Raw genomic sequence first — 19547 nt, forward strand, 5'->3', positions numbered from 1 at the left:
GCACGGATACCGGAGGATCAGGATGGCGTCACTGGAGCGCACTGCATACCCGCAGTTTCTGAGCTACTACTCACCGAGTGACCTGCGACAGTTCTTTACTCTGCAGGATGAAGAAATCAACTGGCTGAAGTCGGCCGGCCGTTCTGCCGGGACCCGACTCGGACTGGCCGTCCTGCTCAAAGTTTTCCAGCACTTGCGCTACTTTCCTAGCCTCGACAAGATACCTTCCGAGGTGATCACCCACGTCCGGAATGGCCTCGGTTTCGGTGACGCGATACGGATCGAATACCCCGTCGAACGCACCCTCTTTCGGCACAAAGCCATGGTGCTGGGCTTGCTTAACGTCAAACCCTTCCATGGGCACGATGCGATGCGCCAAGCAGAACGCTTTGCCTGCGATGCGGCTGAGCTCATGGATCAGCGTGCCGACATCATCAATGGGATAATCGAGGGGGTGCTCCAGGCGCGCTACGAACTCCCCGCCTTCTCGACGCTCGACGATTTGGCAGAGAAGGCCCACGCTGCCGTGCAGAACCGGGTGTTCGGTAAGGTATTTCACCGTATCACCCCCCAACAACTCGAAGCCCTACAGGCGCTGCTGGTCACGGACAAACTGGAACGCCGCCAAAGCGAATACAACGAGCTCAAGAAATCCGCGAAACGCCCGACCCGCAAGCATCTCGATATGCTGGTGGAGCATCTGGAATGGCTGGATTCGATCACGGCGGGGGATGACGTCCTTGCAGGCCTTCCCGACACCAAGATTCGCCACTTCGCCGCCCAGGCCATGGCCTATGACGTGTCCGAGTTGCGCGAATGCGCCGAGACCAAGCGTTACACCCTGCTGGTGGCCCTGATCCGGCGCATGCAGGTGCGCGCGCGGGATCAGTTGGCCGAGATGTTCCTGCGCCGCGTGGCCACGATTCACAAACGCGCCAAGGAAGAGCTCGACCAGATCCAGTTCGGGCAGCGCGGCCAGATCGAGCGCCTGATCGGCACGCTGGATGGCGTGCTCGCCATCCTCGACGGCGAACCGGACAATGCGGCGGCCGGCGCTCAGATACGCGAATACCTTGCACCCGCAGGTGGAGTCCACGGGGTCCGCGAGACCTGTGCCCAGGTGCAGGCGACCAGCGGCAACAACTACCTGCCGCTCGTGTGGAAACACTTCAAGAGCCATCGCTCCATCCTGTTCCGGCTCGTGCATTTGCTCGACATCCGCGCCACCACCCAGGATCGGACGCTGATCGACGCTTTGAACCTCATCAAGACCTACCAGGACAAGCATCGCATCGAGTGGATTACGGAGAGCATTGACCTTTCCTTCGCCTCGGACCGCTGGCGCAAGCTCCTGCGCGAGGGCGACAGCGGCGATGGTTTCGGTCTGGGCTTAAGCCGGCGCAACCTCGAAATCTGTGTCTTCTCCTACCTCGCCGAGGAGTTGCGCTCTGGCGATCTCAGTATCGTCGGCTCGGAGGAGTTCGCCGATTACCGCGATCAGTTGCTTTCGTGGGAGGAATGCCAGGAGTTGTTACCCGCCTACTGCGACAAGATTGGCCTGCCGCAGGACGCAACGACCTTTGCCAGCAGTTTGCGCGACTGGCTCACCGACACCGCGCAGCACCTGGATGACACGTTTCCTGAATGCCGCGGCGATGTGGCCCTGACTGCCAGCGGAGAACCCGTGTTGCGCAAGCCGATTGCGCGCGAAATCCCGCCTTCGGTTATGTCGCTGCAGAACGCGCTGACCCAGCGCATGCCGGCGCGGCACATTCTGGACGTGCTCGCCAACATCGAACACTGGATGGGCTTCACGCGGCACTTCGGGCCACTATCGGGCAACATGGCCAAGCTCAAGCAGCCGGCCGAGCGCTACCTGCTGACGATCTTCGCCATGGGCTGCAACCTCGGGCCCACACAGGCGGCGCGCCATCTGGGCAACAGCGGCGTCACGCCGCACATGCTGTCCTTCGTCAATCGGCGCCACCTCTCACTGGAGAGCCTGGAAGCGGCCCAACGCGAGCTCAACGAGGTATATCTGCGCCTGGATCTCCCCAAGATATGGGGTGATGGCAAGACGGTCGCCGCCGACGGTACGCAGTACGATTTCTACGACGAAAACCTGCTCGCGGGTTACCACTTCCGTTACCGCAAGATGGGCGCCGTCGCCTACCGGCACGTGGCCAACAATTACATCGCGGTGTTCCGCCACTTCATTCCGCCCGGTGTGTGGGAAGCGATCTACGTGATCGAGGGACTGCTCAAGGCCGGCCTGTCGGTCGAAGCGGATACCGTGCATGCCGACACCCAGGGCCAGTCGGCCACAGTGTTTGCCTTCACCCATCTGCTGGGCATCAAGCTGATGCCGCGCATCCGGAACTGGAAAAATCTGACGCTGTTCCGGCCGGACAAGGCGGTGAAGTACAAGTACATCAACCGCCTGTTCGGCGACAGCGTGGACTGGAACCTCATCGAGCGGCACTGGCAGGATCTGATGCAGGTGGCCTTGTCGATCTACGCCGGCAAGATTTCTTCGGCCACCCTGCTGCGCAAGCTGGGCAGCTACAGCCGCAAGAACCGTCTGTATTTCGCGGCGCAGGAACTGGGCAACGTGATCCGCACGGGCTTCCTGCTGGAGTGGATCGGCAGTCGTGAGCTGCGCCAGGAGATCACCGCCAACACCAACAAGATCGAGTCCTACAACGGCTTTGCCAAATGGCTGTCCTTCGGTGGCGACGTGATCGCGGTGAACGAGCCGGACGAACAGCAGAAGCGCCTGCGCTACAACGATCTGGTGGCCTCCGCCCTGATCCTGCAGAACACCGTCGACATGATGCGCACGTTGGGCGACCTCCGGCATGAAGGCTGGCAGATCACGGAAAACGATGTCAGCTTTCTGAGTCCCTACCAGGTCGCGCACGTCAAGCGCTTCGGCGAGTACAGCCTGAAACTCAAGCGCAAACCCGAAGCCTGGATCGCGGACGACACCTTTCAACAAGCGGCCGCGTCGGTGCAGGACATGCGGCGCGCGACGCGCAGAGCCTGAGCATGGACATCCCTGAACCCCGTTTCGCGGTTACCCCCTACGGCGATGTTGACTCCGCAGCACTGGACAACCTGCGGCAAAGCTTTGATACCACAGCGCTACTCGAACTGGTCGACGGGCTGGCTCCGATGGCGCAGCGTTTCGACAGAACAGGGGGTGTGCGGGATGAACTGCTGCGTCTTCATCGCATGGCGCACACTGTCATCAATGGCGCGAATCCGAGCGAATCGAGCGCCGATGACCTGTGGGAAGTTGCCGCCGCCCTCATCGACGAGTTCCGGCAGATGTCCGATCACTGTCTCGAGATCGCCGCAGCTCTGCAGCCGTTGGCCGACCTGCAGCCGGATCACGACGTCTGAGCGTCGTCCGACAAGGCGCGTTCGATGCGCTGCTGACCGAAGGCATCGGCCCCGTCGATATAGCGCAGGGCAGACTTCACATCACGCCAGCCGACGTATTCCATCAGGCTCTTGACATCCCAGCCGTTGTCGTTGGCCCAGTTGGCGAAACCACGACGCAAGGAATGGCTGCTGAAGCTGTCGGCCGACAGGAGTCCCGCGCGCTCGAAAATGCTGCGCAGCAGCGGCGTGACGCTGTTGACGTGCAGGCCGTGGACACGGATTCGTCCCCATTGATCGATCCCGCGGAAGACCGGCCCTTCCTCAATCCCCGACAGATCCTTCCAGGCCGTATAGGCCGCCACGGGGCACAGACGCGACAAGGCCGGCACCTTGAAGCACCGTCCGGCCGCCTGCCGGTCGCCCTTGGTTCGAGGCAGGAAGCAGGTCATGCCTTGGGCGGGCACGAGTTCGACATCTTGCGTTTCCAGGCGGATCAACTCGTCACTTCGGAATCCGCGCCAGAAACCCAGGAGGAGTAGCGCCTTGTCACGGGTGTGGCGCAGTCGCGCGACCGCGCCCTGGGTCCCGATCGCGTGGTCCAGCCATGTCACGGCGTGGGACAGTTGGCCAATCTGTAGCGGCACCGCCTGACGGGTTTGCGGCGGATGCACGGTTTGAATGCCCTTCATGGTCTGTCGTACCAGAGGGGCCTTGGTAGGATCGGCAAAGCCGTGATCCTGGTGCCAGCGCGACAAGGCTGCGAGGCGCTGTCGCAGGGTAGCGATGGACAGCAGTTCGGCATGCCGCGCCAGATAGCGCGCGATGCTGTCCGCGCTCGCCGGCAGGAAGCCACCCCATTCCACCTCGAAGTGGCGCACGGCGGAGGTGTAGCTGCGACGCGTATTGGCGCGTGTTGCCGCGTGTACGTAGACATCGACCTCATTCATGGAAGCGTCCTGATGACCGACTCAAGCATAGCGTGCGGCGCGGGGCTGAATGTCGTTCATTTTCGGACGCCGCCGTGCGCGCCATGCACGTGCCCGCCACTGATAGGTGCTCCCGGACACGCGGGCTGTGACAACTCGTGCAGGATGCCACAGTGGGCAGCATCCCGTGCCTGGGGACATTGTTCGCGCAGGCTCTTGAGTTGCCGCTCCAGCACACGCAGTTCGCGGATACGTGCCGCGACGTGAACGATGTGCGCATCGAGCAACGTGTTCACATCGCCGCAGTTCGCGCCCGGCGCATCCTTGAAGCGCAGCAGGATGCGAATCTCGTCCAACGACATGTCCAGCGATCGGCAATGGCGGATGAACGACAAACGCTCGGCGTGGGTGTCCTCGTAGATGCGGAAATTGCCGTCCGTACGTGCCGGGGCGGCCAGCAACCCTTCGCGCTCGTAGTAGCGGATGGTCTCTACCGGGGTGCCGGTCACTCTGGCCAGCTCACCGATTTTCATCGTGCTTGTCCTCCAGGCGGGAAGGAAGATCCTACCGGCATTCTAGGTCCTTGACTCTGTAGTGACTACGGATTGTTAAATGACTGCAAGTCCAGACAGGGGAACCAAGCATGAGCAAATGCAGTGTTGGTAGTTGCGGATGTTCCATCGTGTCGCAGTCGCCGGGTGATTCGTCCCCCGACGGCCCCAACGGGAAGCTATACGGCGTCGACAGCACGGACTGCCCCACCGATGCGGCGCTGGTCCGCAACAATCTTGAACCCCTCGACGGCGTGACGGGACTCGACCTCACCGTGACCCGGCAAAGGTCGGACGTGAGCGATCGCCCCGACCCGCCGGTCGCGGCCGACGCCGCCGTGCCAGCCATCGGTGCGCCGGCACAGCGCATCGATAAGACCACTGCTGCCGTGCGCACGACGCTCGCGATCGCCGGGATGGACTGTCCGACCGAGGAGGCGTTGATCCGGAGCAAGCTCGCTGGCATGGCTGGAGTGGCGGCGCTCGATTTCAACCTCGTCCAGCGTCGGCTGAGCGTGACGCATCGTCCGGGAGCATTGGAAGCGGTCCTCGGCGCCCTGAAAGCCATTGGTCTCGAAGCGAAGGTCGAATCGGCAGGCACGGAGAGCGCAGCGCCGCCGATCAAACCCGCGCCCAAGACCCACTGGTGGCCGATGGCGCTGGCCGGAGTCACCGCGACGTTGGCCGAGGGGGTGTATTGGCTCAACGGCGGTGACCACTGGACCGTCCTGGCTCTCGCGCTGGTGTCGATCCTCAGTGGCGGTCTGGCGACCTACAAGAAAGGCTGGATCGCGCTCAGGCATCGCAATCTCAACATCAACGCACTCATGTCGATTGCCGTGACCGGCGCGATGCTCATCGGACACTGGCCGGAAGCGGCCATGGTGATGTTCCTGTTCACGCTGGCCGAGGTGATCGAAGCGAAATCGCTCGATCGGGCGCGCAATGCGATTCGCGGCTTGCTGGAACTCGCGCCCGACACTGCGACCGTATGCCAGGGCGATGGAAGGTGGGTAACCATGCCGGCCAAGACGGTGCCGCTGGAGGCCGTGGTGCGCGTGCGCCCCGGTGAGCGGATTGCGCTCGACGGCGTGGTGATCAGCGGACGTTCGACGGTCAATCAGGCGCCCATCACCGGCGAGAGCCTGCCGGTCGATAAGGCCGAAGGCGACAACGTGTTCGCCGGAACGATCAATGAAGCGGGATCGCTGGAATATCGCGTGACAGCGGAGGCGAGCCATTCCACCCTGGCCCGCATCATCCACGCGGTCGAATCGGCCCAGGGCAGCCGCGCGCCCACCCAGCGCTTCGTCGACCGGTTCGCCCGGATCTACACGCCCGTCGTGTTCGCCGGCGCGCTGCTGGTGGCCATCGTGCCACCGCTAGCTTTCGACGGCGCGTGGATGGACTGGATCTACAAGGCGCTGGTGCTGCTGGTGATTGCCTGTCCGTGTGCCTTGGTGATCTCGACGCCGGTCACGATAGTCAGCGGTCTCGCCGCGGCCGCCCGCAAGGGCATTCTGGTGAAAGGTGGCGTCTATCTCGAAGAGGGGCGCAAGCTCGCCACGCTGGCGCTCGACAAGACCGGCACGATTACGCACGGCAGGCCCGCCCAGACGGACTTCATGGTGCTGAGCGGCGACGCGAACCAGGCGCATATCCTGGCAGGCAGTCTCGCGGCGCGCTCGGATCATCCGGTCTCGCTGGCGATCGCCCGTGCCGCGGTTGAAATGGGATGGGTGTTGCGCGAGGTCGCCGATTTCGCCGCCATTCCGGGCCGCGGCGTGCGTGGCGGCATTGATGGTCACGTCTATCAGCTCGGCAACCATCGACTGATCGAGGAAATCGGCCTGTGCTCACCCGACATCGAAAAAGCGCTCGACACGCTCGAGCGCCAAGGCAAGACGGCCGTACTCTTGGCGAACCATGCAGAGGTGCTGGCCATCTTCGCCGTCGCCGACACGCTGCGCGAGACGAGCCGTCAGGCGATTGCCGATCTGCATTCCCTGGGGGTGAAGACGCTGATGCTCACCGGCGATAACACTCACACGGCCGAAGCGATTGCCCGCGCGGTGGGTATCGACGAGGCAAGGGGCAATCTGCTGCCGGAAGACAAACTCAGCACCATCGAATCACTGCTGACGCACCGGAAGGGGGGCAAGGTCGGCATGGTGGGAGACGGCATCAACGACGCACCCTCGCTGGCCCGCGCGGACATCGGTTTCGCGATGGGGGCGGCGGGCACGGACACCGCGATCGAGACCGCGGACGTGGCGTTGATGGACGACGACCTGCGCAAGATCCCCGCCTTCGTGCGCCTGTCACAGGCCACATCCGACGTGCTGATCCAGAACATCGTAGTGGCGCTCGGCATCAAGGCGGGGTTTCTGCTGCTCACCGTGAGCGGGCAGGCCACGATGTGGATGGCGGTATTCGCGGACATGGGGGCGAGTTTGCTGGTCGTGGCAAATGGACTCCGCTTGTTGCGGAGATAACCGGCACACTTGGACGGCTTACCGGCTTGAGGCAAATGCAAGAATACTGAAACCGATCGTCGTCCTGCCGGCGGCCGATCGGGCGAACGGCTTGCCGCCATGCATGCGCGCGATCGCTGCGACGATCGACAATCCGAGTCCGTGATTGGTGCTTCCGTGTTCGCGCGCCGCGTCCGCCCGGTAGAAGCGGTCGAACAGGCGTGGAAGATGTTCCGCAGGAATCACCGGCCCGACGTTGCTGACGGACAGGCGAACGCCGCCGGCAGCGTCCGGCTCGATGTCGACGTCAACCATCGACCCGCGCTCCGCAAAACGGGTCGCGTTGGCGAGGAGGTTCGATATCGCCCGCCGCAACAAACCCGCATCAAAGCCGCCGCCGCCGTCCCCGCAAACCCGAACGCTGACGCCCGCCTCCTGGAGTGCTGCATCGTGGAATTCGACCACCTCGGTCGCAAGAGCGGCGAGGCTGCCGACAGGGCTTCGGCGCGCCCGCTCGCCGCGATCGGCCTTCGACAGGAACAGCATGTCATTGACGAGACTCGCCAGGCGGTGCAGGTCCTCGAGGTTCGATCCCAGCACGTCCCGCAACTCGGGAATGCCGCGTTCGCGGCTCAGGGCGAGTTCGGTCTCGCCGATCAGTGTCGCCAGCGGCGTACGCAGTTCATGGGCGACGTCCGCATTGAAGCCTTCCAGTTGCCAGTATGCGTTGTCCAGCCGCACGAGCAGCGCGTTGAACTGCGCGACCAGCGGCTGCAGTTCCTGCGCCTGCGCGGAACCATCCAGCGGCTGTCCGACGTTTTCCGGACTGAGCGCGGCGGCTTGCCGAGCCAGGTCGCGAACGGGCAGCAGCGCGCGTTGCACGAGCCACGCCCCCCCGGCGGAGACGACCACGGCGCCGGCCAGCGCACTCGCCAGTAACGTCCACGCCAGTTGCCTCAGCAATTGGGCATCGGAACTGCTGTCGAGCGCCAATTCGGCACGCAGCACGGCCGTGCCCGACCACGGTGAAGGGATCTCGAATTCAACCCGACGCAGGTGCGCGGGGGGCTCGGGGGCCGGCGGCGTCATGTACAGGAGCGTCTCGGCGCCCTCGGTCAGCCGCAGTTTGAGGTCGGCATGGCCGATGAAGAAATCGTCGAGCTTGTGACGTAGGCTCGGCAGTTCCTCCGGTGTCGCGATCTCACGAACAAGGTGGCGGATCACGTCCTGCTTGTGCCGAAGCTCCTCGGTCTGCTTCGCAGAAAAGTTGAGGCTGGTGGCCACATACACGACGACGCAGACGAATCCGAGTCCGATGAAGGTCTGTACCGCGAGCCACCATGACAGCCAGCGGCCCAGCGAACGCGGATTGCGCATCCTCAGGGTTCCCGGTCTTCCAGCACGTAGCCCATGCCGCGCACGGTGTGCAGCAGCTTCTTCGCGAAGGGGTCATCGAGCTTGCTGCGCAAGCGCCGTACCGCAACCTCCACGACATTCGTATTGCTCTCGAAGTTCATGTCCCACACCTGCTCGGCCAGCGCGGTGCGCGACAGCACCTGACCGTGCCGGCGCAACAACAAGGTCAGCAGTGTGAATTCCTTGGCCGTCAGATCGAGCCGTTGTCCGGCGCGCGACGCCTTGCGCCGCACGAGATCGAGTTCGAGGTCGGCCAGCCTGAGGACCGTGAGATCTTGACCGGCCGTCGGAATGGCGCCACGCCGTAACAGCGCCTGGACGCGTGCGAGCAGTTCGGACAGGGCAAAGGGTTTCACAAGATAGTCGTCGGCACCCGCCTGCAGCCCCTTCACGCGATCCTCCACCTTGTCCCGCGCGGTGAGCATCAGCACCGGTACGTGCTTGCCGCGCCGCAGTTCGCGCAAGACGGCGAAGCCGTCCAGGCCCGGCAGCATGACATCGAGCAGGACGAGGTCGTAATGCCCTTCGATCGCGAGATAGCGCCCCTCGGTGCCGCTGTGCGCGACATCGACGACGTAGCTGTTTTCGGTCAGCGCCTTGCGCAAGTATTCGGCGAGCTTCGGCTCGTCTTCGACGACCAGGATCTTCATGCACGAATTATCGCGGAGGCGGTGGCGCGTCGACATTACGAATTCGTAATCGGGCTGTTCGCGATTCGACGTGAACGGTTTTCTACAGTACGCCCCGTACCCGGCACATGGCGTATGCAGCGGCCACCGCCGGGACGCATATCCCGTGTCAACGATAGGAGCCTCATCATGTCAAAAATCCGAACCGCCACCGTCCTCCCTATCCTCGCTGTCGTCCTGGTCGTGCCGAGCGTCGCTCAGGCGAACTCGGAATGGCATTTCACCGGCGGCGAGGTGGGTTACACCTCTTTCCCCGATCACGTGACGAGCACCAAGACGCGTGCTGAAGTGTTGCGTGAGCTCGAGCAGGCCAAGGCGGACGGAAGCTATTTCTACCTGCAGCGAGGCGTGCCCGTTCCATCACGCGATACCGGCCCGGGTAAAACGCGCGAGCAAGTGCTCAAGGAGCTGGTGAACATATCGCCCGAGGAGCGGGCGCGCATGGACGAACTCTACGTCGGGCAATGATCGCGGCGGTGTGAGCACGGAGCCCCTGGTCCCTCGGGGCGGGCGGTCATGCGTCGCAACGATGACGGGCAACAAGATGTTGGCAACGCTATTTTTCATTTCCGTTCGTACCGCTACAATCCGTCCCCATGCGCCGCTGGTTCGCGATTCTCTTCCTGCTGTTTCTGCCAATCCAACTCAGTTGGGCGGCTGTGAGTGCGTATTGCGAGCATGAAGCCGGTGCTGCGGCGGACCATCTCGGCCACCATGAGCATAAACATCAGGGCGAGGTCGACGACGAGTCCTGGCCCAAGGGCGGCGGAGTCGATGTCGACTGCAGTTTCTGCCATGCGGCCAGTTGCACCGCGTTGCCGAGCGGCACGGGATTGCCGACCCTCGACCTCGCGATTGCGACGATCCGCGGGGGAGCCCAAGTGTGGCTCCTTGCCGGGCATTTCTCGGAACCAGAGCGCCCCAAGTGGCGACAGCCCGCCTGATCGGCAGGGCGGTCGCATCCATTCTCATTCCGGCAGTTTCACCGTTCTGAACGGTGTTGCCGCGCGCCCATTGCGATCGAGCTGATCGCGCCCTGCCGATTTTCCGTGTGTCTTGTCATCAACGGAGAATTGGATGTTTCGAAGAATTGGCATCAACTGGCTGCCGGGCCTGCTGCTCGGACTCGCGGCCAGCGGGGCGTGGGCGCAAGCCGCGTCCCCTGCATCGCCTGTCGTAACGACGCTCAGGCAGGCGTTCGACGCCGCGTGGGCGCGTCAGCCCGAGGCGCAGTCGCTCGACATGCGCCGGGCGGCTGCGCTGGCGCGACGCGTGAGCGTCGACCGCTGGTCGGCCGAGCCGCCGGCGCTCGAAGTGTCGGGCAAGACCGACCAACTCCACCGCAACGACGGCAGCCGCGAATACGAGATCGGCCTCGCTGTGCCGCTGTGGTTGCCCGGCGAACGCGCATCGACCGCAGCCCTTGCCGATGCCGAAGTGCGTGCGAGTACGAGCCGCACGCTTGCGGCACAACTGCGCACGGCCGCCGGGGTGCGGGCCGCGTACTGGGATTGGCAGCGTGCGCGGGTCGACGTCCTGGTCGCCCGCGAGCGGCTTGCCAGTGCTCGCGAACTCGCAGCGGATGTGTCGAAACGGGTTCGGGCCGGCGAACTCGCACGCGCCGACCAGCATCAGGCGGACGGAGCGCTGGCGACCGCCGAAGCGTCGCTCGCCGAAGCCAGCGGCGCGCTCGCGGGTGCGGAACAGCAGTTGCGCGCCCTGACAGGCATGACACCAGCGCTTGCCGCGGAAGGACTTTCCGTGGCCGAAGCCGAACCCGCCCCCGCCGCCCCCCCTGTCGCCCTGGGGGCGGGGCATCCGGCCATCGCCGAGCTGCGCGATCGGGCGGAGCTGGCACAGCGCAGCATGACTCTCGCCGGGATTCAGGGGCGCGCCAATCCCGAGCTGAACCTGGCGACGACGCGTGAGCGCGGTGCATCCGGCGAATCCTGGCAACAGACGGTGACGATCGGCGTACGCATTCCCTTCGGATCCGACTCCCGCAACCGCGCCCGTGTTGCCAGCGCCAGCGCCGAGGCGATCGAAGCCGAAACCCAGCTGAGGCTGGAACGCGAACGCCTGACGGCCGAAGTGGATACGGCGCGCGTCCGCGTCGAATCGGCGCGCACCCTGGTCGCCTCCGCCGAACAGCGCGCGCAGTTGGCCCGCGAGTCGCGCGGCTTCTTCCAGAAGGCGTTCCGCCTCGGCGAAACCGATCTACCGACCCGCCTGCGCATCGAACTCGAAGCCACGGAAGCCGAGCGCCAGGTGGCGCGCACCCGCATCGAACTGGCCGCGGCCGTGTCCGCGCTGCGGCAGGCCATGGGCCTTCTTCCCGAATGAACACCAGGAACCCGAACATGAAAGCTTCCCTTACCCTGGCGGCGTGGAGCCTTGCCGCCGTCCTTGCGGGTGTCACGCCCCAGGCCCTGGCCGGTGAAGGCCACGACCACGGCGACGCCCCGGCACCCGTGGCCGGGCCGATGCTGCCGCGATTCACCGCCGTTTCGGAGCTCTTTGAGCTGGTCGGCGTGGTCGACGGCAAGCACATCACGCTCTATCTCGACCGCTTCGCTGACAACAGCCCGGTCAAGGACGCAACGCTGGAGCTGCAACTCGACGGCAAGGCGATTTCCGTCGAGCCCCATGCCGAGGGCGAATTCGAAGCCACGCTGCAGGAAGCACTCAAGCCGGGGGTCGTCTCCGTGACCGCCACCGTCGTTGCCGGACAAGACGCGGACCTTCTTGCGGGCGAGCTGGATCTGCACGAACAAGCCGCCGAGGTGCACGACGAATCGGCCGGGCCAGGCTTGCAATCTTACGCAGGATGGCTCGGCGCCGGCGTTCTCGTGATCGGACTGGTCGGCTGGGCCGCGCTGCGCAAGGGAAACGCCCGCAACCGTTCGGCCGGAGGTGTCGCATGAAACCGGGAATCCTGCTGGTCATGCTGTGCCTCGTTACGGCAAGTGCATCGTGGAACGCATTCGCTGGCGACGGGCACGATCACGGCGACGAAGGCTCCGCGCCCGTCGGCGGCAACGGTCCGCGACGCTTGCCCGACGGCAGCGTATTCCTGCCCAAGCCGGCACAACGGCAGATCGGCGTGCGCACGCTGGTCACGGAAGCGGGGGAGCTGCCCCGCACCGTGGCGCTCGCCGGCAAAGTGGTGATGGACCCCAACGCGGGCGGAAAAGTGCAGGCGCTGGTCGCCGGCCGCCTCGAAGCCGGGCCGCGCGGCTTGCCCGGAGTCGGGCAGACCGTGAAGAAGGGCGAGGTGCTGGCGTATGTCGTGCCGTCGGCGGGGCAGATCGAACGCTCGAACCAGATGGCGCAGCTCGCCGAGTTGCAGGCCGCCAAAGTGCTCGCGGAGAAGCGCGTGGCGCGGCTGAAGGAGCTCGCCGACACGGTGCCGCGCAAGGAGATCGAAGCGGCCGAGAGCGAACTCACGAGTCTCGCGGCCCGCGCGACGGCGGTGGGTGCGGGGCTCAGCAATCGCGATGCGCTCGTGGCGCCCGTCGCGGGCGTCATCGCGTCGAGCAACGCCGTCGCCGGTCAGGTCGTCGATGCGCGCGAACTGGTGTTTGAAATCGTCGATCCGAAGCGCCTGCGCGTCGAGGCGCTGGCCTACGATGCCGACACCGCCATCGATGTGGCCGGCGCGAGCGTTGCGGTGGGCGAGCAACGAGTGAGGCTCGACTTCCTCGGCGCGGCGCGCAGTCTGCGCGAGCAGGCGCTGCCGCTCGCTTTCGGTGCCGCGGGCGATTCCCTGGCGCGTTTCGCTGTCGGGCAACCGGTCGAGGTGTTCGTGCAGACGCGCAGCACGCTGCAGGGCGTGAGCGTCCCTGCAGGATCGGTGCTGAAGAACCCGGCGAACCAGATCATCGTGTGGGTCAAGACCGCGCCGGAACGCTTCGAGCCGCGCACCGTCACCATCGCCCCGCTCGATGGGGCGAACGTCGCCGTGACGTCGGGCCTCGCGGCCGGGGAGCGTGTCGCCACGAACGCGGCAACCCTGATCAACCAGATCCGCTGACGGGGAGCCTGACCGATGTTCAAATGGCTACTCGACAACAGTCTGGGCAACCGGCTGCTGGTGATCATCGCCAGCCTGGTGCTGATGGCCTACGGCGCGTTCACGCTCACACGCACGCCCGTGGACGTGTTCCCGGACCTCAACAAGCCGACGGTCACGATCATGACCGAATCCGGCGGCATGGCGGCGGAGGAGGTCGAACAGCTCATCACCTTCCCGCTCGAAACGACAATGAACGGGCTACCCGGGGTGGAGTCGGTGCGCTCCATCTCCAGCGCGGGGCTGTCCTTCGTCTATGTGACCTTCGAGTGGAGCACGGAGATTTTCCGCGCCCGGCAGATGGTGTCGGAGCGCCTGTCGGCGATGGAGGAAGGCCTGCCGGCGGACGTGATTCCGCGCATGGGGCCGATTAGCTCCGTGATGGGCGAGATCATGCAGATCGCGATCCCGATCGATACCGCTAAGATCTCGCCGATGCAGGTGCGCGAATACGCTGACTGGGTGCTGCGTCCGCGTCTCATGGCCATCCCCGGTATTGCGCAGGTCATCCCGATCGGCGGAGAAGTGCGGCAGTTCCAGGTGCAGCCAGATACGCGGCGCATGGCGGAACTCGGCATTTCGCTGGAACAGATGGAAGCGGCGATCCGCGGCTTTTCGTCGAACACCTCGGGCGGCTTCCTCGAACTCACCGGGCGTGAATACCTGATCCGCAACCTCGGACGCACCTCGAGCCTGGAGGATCTGAAGAATCTCGCGATCACGGCACGCGACGGTCAGCCGATCCTGCTGCGCCAGATTGCCTCCGTGACGTTCGCACCGGCGCTGCGCCGCGGCGATGCGGGTTTCGAGGGCAAACCGGCAGTCATTCTCGGTATCCAGAAGCAGCCGACCGCGGACACCATTCACCTCACCCGCTCGATCGAGGCCGCGCTCGACGAGATGAAGAAATCGCTGCCCGCCGGCATGGAAGCGCCGCAGGTTACGTTCCGGCAGGCGAGCTTCATCGAGGCCTCGATCGGCACGCTGCAGGGCAAGCTGATTGGCGCCTCGGTGTTCGTCGCGGCGATCCTGTTCTTCTTCCTCGGCACGCTGCGCCCGACGGTGATCGCGCTCACCGCGATCCCGGTGTCGATCTTCATGACGGCGCTGGTGTTCAAGTATTTCGGTCTGTCGATCAACACGATGACGCTCGGGGGGCTGGCGATTGCGATCGGCGGCCTGGTCGACGACGCGGTGGTGGGCGTCGAGAACGTGTTGCGCCGGCTGAAGGAGGATCGCGCGAAGCATCATGACCATCGCCTGCACCCGATCGAACTCGTGGCTCATGCAACGATGGAGGTGCGCTCGGCCATCCTCTACGCGACGATCATCATCGTGCTGGTGTTCCTGCCGTTGTTCGCGCTGCCCGGGATGGAGGGGCGGCTGTTCGTGCCGCTCGGCGTGGCATTCATCGTCTCGACGTTGGCATCGCTGGTCGTTTCGGTAACGGTGACCCCGGTCCTGTCCTTCTATCTGCTGCCGCGCATGAAGTCCCTCGACCATGGCGACACGCGCGTACTTGCCTGGCTCAAGGCGCGCTATCGCAACGGTCTGCAGGCCGTCCTCGAGCGGCCCAGGGCGGCCGTGTTCGCCGGCACAGTCGCGGTGATCGTCGCGGCCGCCGCCGTGCCCTTCTTTCCGACCACGTTTCTGCCGCCCTTCAACGAAGGCACCCTGCTGATCGGCATGCGGCTCAACCCGGGGGTGACGCTCGCCGAGTCCACCGCGCTTGCGCAACAGGCGGAGGTGCTGGTGAAACAGGTGCCGGAGGTCACGCACGTTGGTCGTCGCAGCGGACGTGCGGAACTCGATGAACATGCTGAAGGCGTGCACGTCAGCGAGCTCGATGTCGGGCTCAAGCCGGCGTCAGAACTCACCCGTTCGATGGGGGAGATCGCCGCCGACATCCGCGCCCGGCTCGTGAACCTGCCCGCTGCGATCGCGATCGGCCAGCCGATCTCACACCGCATCGACCACATGCTCTCGGGCGTGCGTTCGCAGATCGCGATCAAGATCTTCGGCGAGGATCTCGACACGCTGCGGGGGCAGGCCGATGCGCTGCGGGCGCGGCTGGCCGGCATCCCCGGACTCGCGGATCTGGAAATCGAGAAGCAAGTGCTCGCGCCGCAGATCAAGGTGCGCATCGACTATGCCGCAGCGGCCCGCTATGGCGTGCCGGCACCGCAGATCCTGGCCGCGCTGCAGAACCTCGTCGAGGGCGAGAAAGTCACCCAGATCGTCGAAGGTGGAAGGCGTTTCGCGCTGGTCGTGCGCCTGCCCGAATCGGCGCGTTCGGTCGAGGGGCTCGCGCAGATCCTCATCGAAACGCCCACCGGCCACGTCCCGTTGTCGAAACTCGCGTCGATCGAGGATGGTGACGGGCCGAACCAGGTCAGCCGCGACGACGGCAAGCGCCGCATCGTGCTGTCGGCCAATGCGCAGCAACGCCCGCTCTCGGAAATCGTCGAGGACATCCGCGCGGCGGTGGCCGACATGAAACTGCCCGAAGGCTACTTCATCACGCTCGGTGGGCAGTTCCAGGCACAGGAAGAAGCGTCGCGTCTCGTGGGGCTGCTGTCGATCGTGTCGCTCGTGCTGATGTTCGTCGTGCTCTACAGCCGCTACAAGTCGGTGCGTCTCTCGGCGCTGATCATGGCCAACATTCCGCTCGCGCTGGTGGGCGCAGTGATCGGCCTGTGGATCTCCGGCCAGCCCTTGTCGGTCGCGGCGCTCATCGGCTTCATCACGCTCGCCGGCATCTCGGTGCGTAATGGAATCCTGAAGGTCAGCCACTACATCAATCTGATGCGCATCGAAGGCGAGAGCTTCGATCACCAGATGATCCTGCGCGGCTCGCTGGAACGGCTATCGCCGGTGCTGATGACGGCGCTGGTGACGGCCTTTGCGCTGGCACCGCTGCTGTTCGAGGCCGAACGCCCGGGTACCGAGATCCTGCACCCGGTCGCGGTGGTGATCTTCTCGGGGCTCATCAGCTCGACGCTCCTCGATACCTTCCTCACCCCGGCGATGTTCTGGCTTTTCGGCCGCCGCGACGTCGAGCGCCTGCTCAACGACCGCAATGCCGAAGCGTTCTGACGCTGATCCGCTTACACAATCGAATCCTGAAAGGAGAAAACATGAAACTCTCGAAGCTCATCACGCTTGCCGCCCTGGTGGCCGTCGGTCCTGCCTTCGCGGCGGACAAGCACGACCACGCGCACGAACATGAGTCCATGCACGGCGGCCTGGTGGTCGAGGTCAAGGATGTCGACCTCGAACTCGTCGCCAAGCCGGACGTCATCCAGCTGCACCTGCGCGATCACGGCAAACCGGTTGATGTGACCAACGGCAGCGCCAAGCTCACGCTCCTGTCCGGCACCGACAAACAGGAAGTCGAACTCAAGCCTGCCGGCGACCGGTTGGAGTCCAAGGGAAGCTTCAAGGTGGGCGCCGGCACCAAGTTGGTGGCCGTCGTCACGCTGCCGGGCAAGCCCTCCACCACGGCGCGCTTCACGCTGAAGTGACGTCGTCCGCTTGCCCGCAGCACGTCGCTGCGGGCGGCCAACTCATGTAACCCAGAGGTGACCCAATGAAAACTCTTGTGGCAGGAATGGTTGCCGTTGCCGTCGGTGGACTGGGCGGCTGTGCGAGCCCCACCGTGTTCGAAGGGAAATACGCGCAGGACGATGGGTGGCGCAAAGGAACTGTTGTCGAAATCGGTCCGGCGAATAGCTTGAAGCGGCCTTCGTTCTATGACTGCAGGGCCGAGGCGTCCGACGCGGAAGGCGACAAGCCGTACGTGATGGTTGCGTTTCTGCGCAATGGCCACCCGTACGCGCGCGCCGCAAAGTTGCCTGCCGATGCGCAATTGCAGGTCGGTGACAAGGTGTATGTGAACTTCAAGGACTGCAACGCACCGATCCCGAAGCGCAGCTCATCAACATCTGACGAGAAGGACTTCAATTGATGCGCCTGTCGCGCGGGACGCCAGGGATTGTTGCGACGGATCAACGCCCCAAGGGTCCGGGTTCGCCTCGTCAGGACCAAGACGATGCATGACGACGTCCATCACGAAGCCTGGCGCGATCGAGTGGCCCCGGAACTGCTCGACGCGGTTCGCCAGGGCAAGATCCCGGAAGTGCTGAGATGGCTGGAGGACGGACTTCCCGCCGATTGGCAAGATACCGAGGGGTGCAGCTTGATCTTCCTGGCGGCATATCACCGTCGGTGGGCCGTTATTGACGGCCTGTTGGCGCACGGCGCATCAGTCGACCTGCCCGATCGTCGGGGATGGACGCCGCTCTTCTGGGCCGCTTTCAACGGCCATGCGGACATCGTTTCATTCCTGATCGGCCGTGGCGCCAATCCAGACGTGCGGAACGAGGACGGGGAGTGGCCCTTGTTCTGGGCCGTCTACAAGGGGCACACAGCAGTTGTCCGGCATCTCCTGATCGGCGGTGCGAAGCGGAACCAAATCGATGCGGACGGACACGACGAGCTCTGGCTCGCAAAAAATTTGGGCCGACAGGACATCGTTGCCATCTTGGAGGGGCCTCGAGGCCCGCGCCCAAACCGTGCCCTGCGTGGGACTTCGGACGAGGGCATTTGATTCGGCCTCTCCACCCTTGCTCGCCAGCCGCGCGGGGCCGGGAACAGCGGACCTCTAGGCAAGATCCTGGCAACAGACCCGGAACTGACCGCATTCCCGGTGCAGTTGTACCGAAAATCTCGTTCTTGCCCCAGAACGTGGCCAACAGGCGTGATAATCCGCGATTATCCCGTGTCGTAATATGCATTTTCATACGCGTACGATCATTGACAATAGTATGTACAGGCGTACCATGTAATACAGTACGTAAAAATCAGGGGTGTCGCGATGGCCAGAAGCGGGATCTACAAGTCCGAGGTGGTGCGGGCACGTGACGCGTTGCGCGCGCAGGGGCGACACCCATCGATCGACGCCATTCGGGTCGAACTCGGCAATACCGGCTCAAAGGCAACGATTCACCGCTACTTAAAGGAGATCGAAGAGGAAGAGGGCGGAACCGGCGGCACACAGGTTGCCGTGAGCGAGGCAATCCAGGACCTCGTCGGCAGGCTGGCCGGCCGCTTGCACGAAGAGGCCGATGCCCGGATCGCGGAGGCAAAAACCCGCTATACCGGCGAAATTGCCCAACTCAAGGACGCGCTCCGGCAGCAGCGCCAAGAGGGTGAAGCACTCAAGACCCAGTTGCAGCATACCGAATCCCTGTTGAGCGAGGAGAGTGACCGTCATCGCCAGACGGCACTCACGCTGCAACAGGAGACCGTGCAGCGCGCGCAGGCCGCGCAACAGGTTGCCGATCTGCAGTCACAACTGGCGCAAGGCGAACAGCACCGGCAATCACTGGAGGACAAACACCGTCACGCCCGCGAAGCCCTGGACCATTTTCGGCAGGCGGCCAAGGAACAGCGCGATCAGGAGCAGCGCCAGCATGAGCAGCAGACCCAGCACCTGCAGGCCGAACTGAGGCAACTGAATCAGACGCTCGGAACCAAACAGGATCAACTGACCGGGATCAGCCGGGACAACGCCCGCCTGGCGGCCGAGTTGTCGCAGGCCCATGCGCAGCTTCACCAGACTCAGACGGAGGCGCGATCGCTCCGAGACGAATTGTCGGTGGCCAAGGAAACCGGGCAACGCGTCGAGGCGCTGGGCCAACGCCTGGCGGAGCGGGAACTGCAGATCGAGGATCTGCTGCGCGGCAAGAGTGTGGTCGAAGCTACGCTCGCCGAACAGGCCGAACGTCGTCAAGCCCTGGAAATCGAGCTTGGGGCCGCCCGGGCGTCCTTATCCATACAGGAAAAAGTGATTGCGGACATGCATGCACAGCTTCTACGTCATGGCAGCCGCCGGAAACAAAGCGGCAAACAGGACCACGTCGCGGGAGTCGGCGAGAAAGCCGCAACGCCCACCGCACCATAATTAAACATTTAAAACATACGCTTACAGCTCGAAAGTCCTAATATTGGCTTCATCCCGGCGCCGCAGG

General features: G+C 64.3%; 17 protein-coding genes. 13 read left to right on the top strand and 4 right to left on the bottom strand.

Annotated elements, in window-relative coordinates; all coding sequences use genetic code 11:
* The first annotated feature begins 22 nt into the window (after window positions 1-22).
* The gene (locus tag Tharo_RS09325) at window positions 23-3046 is read left to right on the top strand and encodes a Tn3 family transposase (RefSeq protein ID WP_004355858.1); all 3024 of its coding nucleotides are present in this window, start codon (window positions 23-25) and stop codon (window positions 3044-3046) included.
* 2 nt (window positions 3047-3048) lie between these two features.
* On the top strand, window positions 3049-3405 hold the full coding sequence (tnpC, locus tag Tharo_RS09330; RefSeq protein WP_004355856.1) for a Tn3 family transposase post-transcriptional regulator TnpC: 357 nt from the start codon (window positions 3049-3051) through the stop codon (window positions 3403-3405).
* Here the strand turns inward: tnpC and Tharo_RS09335 are convergent.
* Both Tharo_RS09335 and cadR read right to left on the bottom strand, forming a co-directional pair.
* Window positions 3393-4334, bottom strand: a complete 942-nt coding sequence (locus tag Tharo_RS09335) for a site-specific integrase (RefSeq protein WP_004355854.1) — start codon at window positions 4332-4334, stop codon at window positions 3393-3395. The two genes, tnpC and Tharo_RS09335, sit on opposite strands and share 13 nt — an antisense overlap.
* 56 nt (window positions 4335-4390) lie before the next feature.
* Window positions 4391-4846 (bottom strand): Cd(II)/Pb(II)-responsive transcriptional regulator, encoded by a 456-nt coding sequence (gene cadR / locus Tharo_RS09340; protein ID WP_004355852.1) that lies wholly within the window; start codon window positions 4844-4846, stop codon window positions 4391-4393.
* A gap of 110 nt (window positions 4847-4956) precedes the next feature.
* Between cadR and Tharo_RS09345 the strand changes: the two genes are divergently transcribed.
* A complete protein-coding gene (locus Tharo_RS09345) occupies window positions 4957-7359 on the top strand; it encodes a heavy metal translocating P-type ATPase (RefSeq protein ID WP_039920561.1) in 2403 nt (800 codons plus the stop codon).
* Window positions 7360-7377: 18 nt separating this feature from the next.
* Here Tharo_RS09345 and Tharo_RS09350 read toward each other — a convergent pair whose 3' ends face one another.
* Both Tharo_RS09350 and Tharo_RS09355 read right to left on the bottom strand, forming a co-directional pair.
* The gene (locus tag Tharo_RS09350) at window positions 7378-8715 is read right to left on the bottom strand and encodes a heavy metal sensor histidine kinase (RefSeq protein ID WP_004355848.1); all 1338 of its coding nucleotides are present in this window, start codon (window positions 8713-8715) and stop codon (window positions 7378-7380) included.
* Window positions 8716-8717: 2 nt separating this feature from the next.
* Window positions 8718-9404, bottom strand: a complete 687-nt coding sequence (locus tag Tharo_RS09355; protein ID WP_004355846.1) for a heavy metal response regulator transcription factor — start codon at window positions 9402-9404, stop codon at window positions 8718-8720.
* Window positions 9405-9572: 168 nt separating this feature from the next.
* Here Tharo_RS09355 and Tharo_RS09360 point away from each other — a divergent pair, with 168 nt between their 5' ends.
* The 10 genes from Tharo_RS09360 (at window position 9573) to Tharo_RS09405 (ending at window position 19480) form a co-directional block, all read left to right on the top strand.
* The gene (locus Tharo_RS09360; protein WP_004355844.1) at window positions 9573-9911 is read left to right on the top strand and encodes a DUF4148 domain-containing protein; all 339 of its coding nucleotides are present in this window, start codon (window positions 9573-9575) and stop codon (window positions 9909-9911) included.
* 128 nt (window positions 9912-10039) lie between these two features.
* Window positions 10040-10387, top strand: coding sequence for a hypothetical protein (locus Tharo_RS09365; protein ID WP_075149026.1), 348 nt, complete (start codon window positions 10040-10042; stop codon window positions 10385-10387).
* Between the two features lie 133 nt (window positions 10388-10520).
* Window positions 10521-11786 (top strand): TolC family protein, encoded by a 1266-nt coding sequence (locus Tharo_RS09370; RefSeq protein ID WP_004355838.1) that lies wholly within the window; start codon window positions 10521-10523, stop codon window positions 11784-11786.
* Window positions 11787-11803: 17 nt separating this feature from the next.
* Complete coding sequence (locus tag Tharo_RS09375; protein ID WP_004355836.1) at window positions 11804-12367, top strand: hypothetical protein; 564 nt, start codon at window positions 11804-11806, stop codon at window positions 12365-12367.
* A complete protein-coding gene (locus Tharo_RS09380; RefSeq protein ID WP_004355834.1) occupies window positions 12364-13476 on the top strand; it encodes an efflux RND transporter periplasmic adaptor subunit in 1113 nt (370 codons plus the stop codon). Before Tharo_RS09375 ends, Tharo_RS09380 begins: the two co-directional genes overlap by 4 nt.
* Window positions 13477-13491: 15 nt before the next feature.
* Window positions 13492-16611: an efflux RND transporter permease subunit gene (locus tag Tharo_RS09385; protein WP_004355832.1), complete on the top strand. Its 3120-nt coding sequence runs from the start codon at window positions 13492-13494 to the stop codon at window positions 16609-16611.
* Between the two features lie 41 nt (window positions 16612-16652).
* The gene (locus tag Tharo_RS09390) at window positions 16653-17039 is read left to right on the top strand and encodes a hypothetical protein (protein WP_004355830.1); all 387 of its coding nucleotides are present in this window, start codon (window positions 16653-16655) and stop codon (window positions 17037-17039) included.
* A gap of 65 nt (window positions 17040-17104) precedes the next feature.
* The gene (locus Tharo_RS09395) at window positions 17105-17482 is read left to right on the top strand and encodes a hypothetical protein (RefSeq protein WP_012585353.1); all 378 of its coding nucleotides are present in this window, start codon (window positions 17105-17107) and stop codon (window positions 17480-17482) included.
* A gap of 84 nt (window positions 17483-17566) precedes the next feature.
* Window positions 17567-18124, top strand: a complete 558-nt coding sequence (locus tag Tharo_RS09400; protein WP_004355824.1) for an ankyrin repeat domain-containing protein — start codon at window positions 17567-17569, stop codon at window positions 18122-18124.
* Window positions 18125-18391: 267 nt separating this feature from the next.
* Window positions 18392-19480, top strand: coding sequence for a DNA-binding protein (locus Tharo_RS09405; protein ID WP_012585352.1), 1089 nt, complete (start codon window positions 18392-18394; stop codon window positions 19478-19480).
* The last annotated feature ends 67 nt before the right edge of the window (window positions 19481-19547 follow it).

The sequence above is a fragment of the Thauera aromatica K172 genome (genome assembly GCF_003030465.1).
GTDB classification, from domain to species: Bacteria; Pseudomonadota; Gammaproteobacteria; order Burkholderiales; family Rhodocyclaceae; genus Thauera; species Thauera aromatica.